1 protein-coding gene is annotated in these 2,760 nt (G+C 74.6%); it reads right to left on the reverse strand.

Going from position 1 to position 2,760, the window contains the following annotated elements:
- Positions 1-74: 74 nt before the first annotated feature.
- A partial coding sequence (pulA, locus tag HCN56_RS22855) for a pullulanase-type alpha-1,6-glucosidase (protein ID WP_167974145.1) occupies positions 75-2,760 on the reverse strand: 2,686 nt, incomplete at its 5' end.

The raw sequence follows: 2,760 nt of genomic DNA on the forward strand, positions 1-2,760 counted from the left end.
CCGGCGGGGCGCCCCGCCTCGGCGGCGCGCCCCGCCGTCTCAACCGACAAGCGCCAGCCGTCAGCCGTCAGCCGTCAGCCGAGGGTGAAGACCGCCACGGTCCGGCCCGGCACCTCGAAGGTGCCGTCCGCCGCGTCGAAGGACGCCTCGCGCACCACCGGGTCGGCACCCTCCTCCTGCACCGGGTGGAGGGCGAACCCGGCACCGCGGAAGGACGGATGGTGCTGGCGGGTCGCCCCCGGGGTGGCGTTGAGGACCACCACGAGGTCACCGGCGCGCATCGTGATGACCCCCGGCGCCTCGTGCTCCGTGCCGGACAGCGGGAACGACACCGTGCGCTGCACCTCGTCGAGGGTCGTCAGCCCGAAGGCGTCCTCGGCGGTGCGGATGGTGAGGAGGTCGCGGTAGGCGCCCTCGGCGGCGCGGATCTCGGCGCACCCCACCCGCAGCGACTCCTCGGTGAGGAGCGGCGCGGCCCAGGGCCACTTGTCCTCGTTGTCCCACGCCGGCGGCAGGCCGCGGCCGAAGCCGTTGCCGGCCTCGCAGTTCCAGTGGATCGCGTTGAACCAGTCGCCCGAGTCGTAGCTGTTGCGGTCCAGCGACTTGGAGCGCAGCAGCTCCGTCCCGGCCTGCCCGAAGACGGCGCCCTGCGAGAGCAGCGCGGTGGCCGTGGCCAGCACCTGCATCCTCGCCCGGTCGGCGGGGGCGGTGTCCGCCGGGAGCTTGTAGGCGAGCGCGTCGAACAGCGCCTCGTTGTCGTGCTTGTCGACGTAGGCGACGGCCTCCCCGGGGGCGGCGGTGTAGCCGGCCGGTGAGCCGTTGTAGTCCACCTCGGCGCCGGTCACCTCCCGGCCGCGGGAGTCGGTGAACCGGTAGTCGGCGAGGTTGCCGGTCAGCCCCACCTTGATCAGGTCCTGGTGGCTGAGGAGCCGCCGGAGCTGCTCCTCGGAACTGCCGTTGGCCGGGGAGCCGTTGGGGTCGCTCCACAGGCCGGAGCCGAAGCCCTGGACGCCGGGGTCCTCGTCGAAGGGGCCCCCGCCGCGCACGGCGTCGCGAGCCCGGTCGGAGAAGGTGGCGATGCCGGTGCCGGCCATGTTCCGCTGGGTGGCCTGCTCGAAGCGGGCGTCGTCGGCGACCTCGCCGAAGTTCCAGCCCTCGCCGTAGAGGACGACGGCGCTGCCGTCCACACCGTCCCGCTCCGGGGTGAGCGCGTCGAGGGCGGCGCGGACGTCGAGCAGGTTCTGCTTGGGATGGTGGCCCATCAGGTCGAACCGGAAGCCGTCCACGCGGTAGTGGCGCGCCCAGAGCACGACGGAGTCGACGGTCAGCTTCCCCATCATGGCGTGCTCGGGGGCGGTGTTCGGGCAGCAGGTGGAGTCGGCGACGCTGCCGTCCGCCAGCAGCCGGTGGTAGTAGCCCGGGACGACCCGGTCCAGGATCGACCGGTCGTCCTGGCCGGCGGCGAAGGTGTGGTTGTAGACCACGTCGACCACGACCCGCAGGTCCCGCGCGTTGAGCGCGCGCACCATCTCGCGGAACTCCACGGTCCGGGCGGTGCCGTCGGCGTCGGTGGCGTAGGAGCCCTCCGGCACGTTGAAGTGCAGCGGGTCGTAGCCCCAGTTGTAGGCGTCGCGGTCCCGGACCTGCCCGACGCACTCCTGCTGCCGCGGCGAGTCGGGGGCGAGGGACGCCAGGTCGCAGTCCGGTTCGCGCCGGTCCGCGGGATTCTCGGGGACGGAGCCGATGTCGTTGGTGGGCAGCAGGTGGAGGTGGGTGGTTCCGGCGTCCGACAGCCGCTGCAACTGCCGCACCCCGTCACTGTCCTGCTCGGCGAACGCCAGGTAGCGGCCGGGGTGTTCCGCGGTGGGGTCCGCCACCGAGAAGTCCCGGACGTGGATCTCCTGGATCGCCGCGCGGGCCATCGGGACCGCCTCCGGCTTGGCGGCGTCCGCCCAGCCGTCGGGGGCGAGCGCCGGGTCGGCGAGGTCCACGACCAGGCTGTGCGCGGAGTCCGTCGTGAGCGCGGTGGAGTACGGGTCGGTCACCTCGTTGGTGACGACGGCGCCGGCCTCCGGCGCCCAGACCGTCACGTGGTAGCGGTAGGCGGCGCCGTACCAGTCCGCGGGGCCGGTGGCGGACCAGACGCCGGTGGCGTCGTCGCGCCGCATCGGGTGGAGTTCACCGTCGACCTCCACTCGGACCTGCTGTGCCGTCGGCGCCCACACCGCGAGATGCGGCGCACCGGAGTGCCGGTCCGTGGCCGCCGCGCCGTGGGCGGAGTCGGGGAAGGAGGGGCCGAGGGTGGCGGCGGTCGCCTCCGCCGCGTAGAGGTCGTCGAGCACGCCGGGGATCTGCACCCCGGTCGCGTGCAGCAGGGCGCCGTCCGGGCCGCGGTGCTCGGCGACGAGCTGTCCCCGCAGCGCCTCGGCCGCGGTGCCCGCGCCGGCCTCGTCGAGGGTGAAGGCCTGCTGGTCCGCGAGGTGGGGGAAGCGTGCGCGCTGCTCGTCGGTGAGGGTGGTGGGGGTCAGCGTGAGTGGGGTGCCGGGTCCGGTGACCTCGCCGTCCGCCACGGACAGGCTGCCGGTGGCGTCGTGCAGCAGCCGCCAGGTGGCGCCCTGCTCCACCGGCAGCGGCCAGACGACGGTGGAGCGGTCGATCCAGTGGGCGCGGGCCTCGGTGAGGTCGAGCGGGTCGGCGGCGGCTGCCGACTCCCCGGTGGCGGCCGCCGGGGTCGCCCCGGTCGCGGGGGCGGCCGGGGCG

The sequence above is a fragment of the Streptomyces lonarensis genome, from assembly GCF_012033735.1.
GTDB classification, from domain to species: domain Bacteria; phylum Actinomycetota; class Actinomycetes; order Streptomycetales; family Streptomycetaceae; genus Streptomyces; species Streptomyces lonarensis.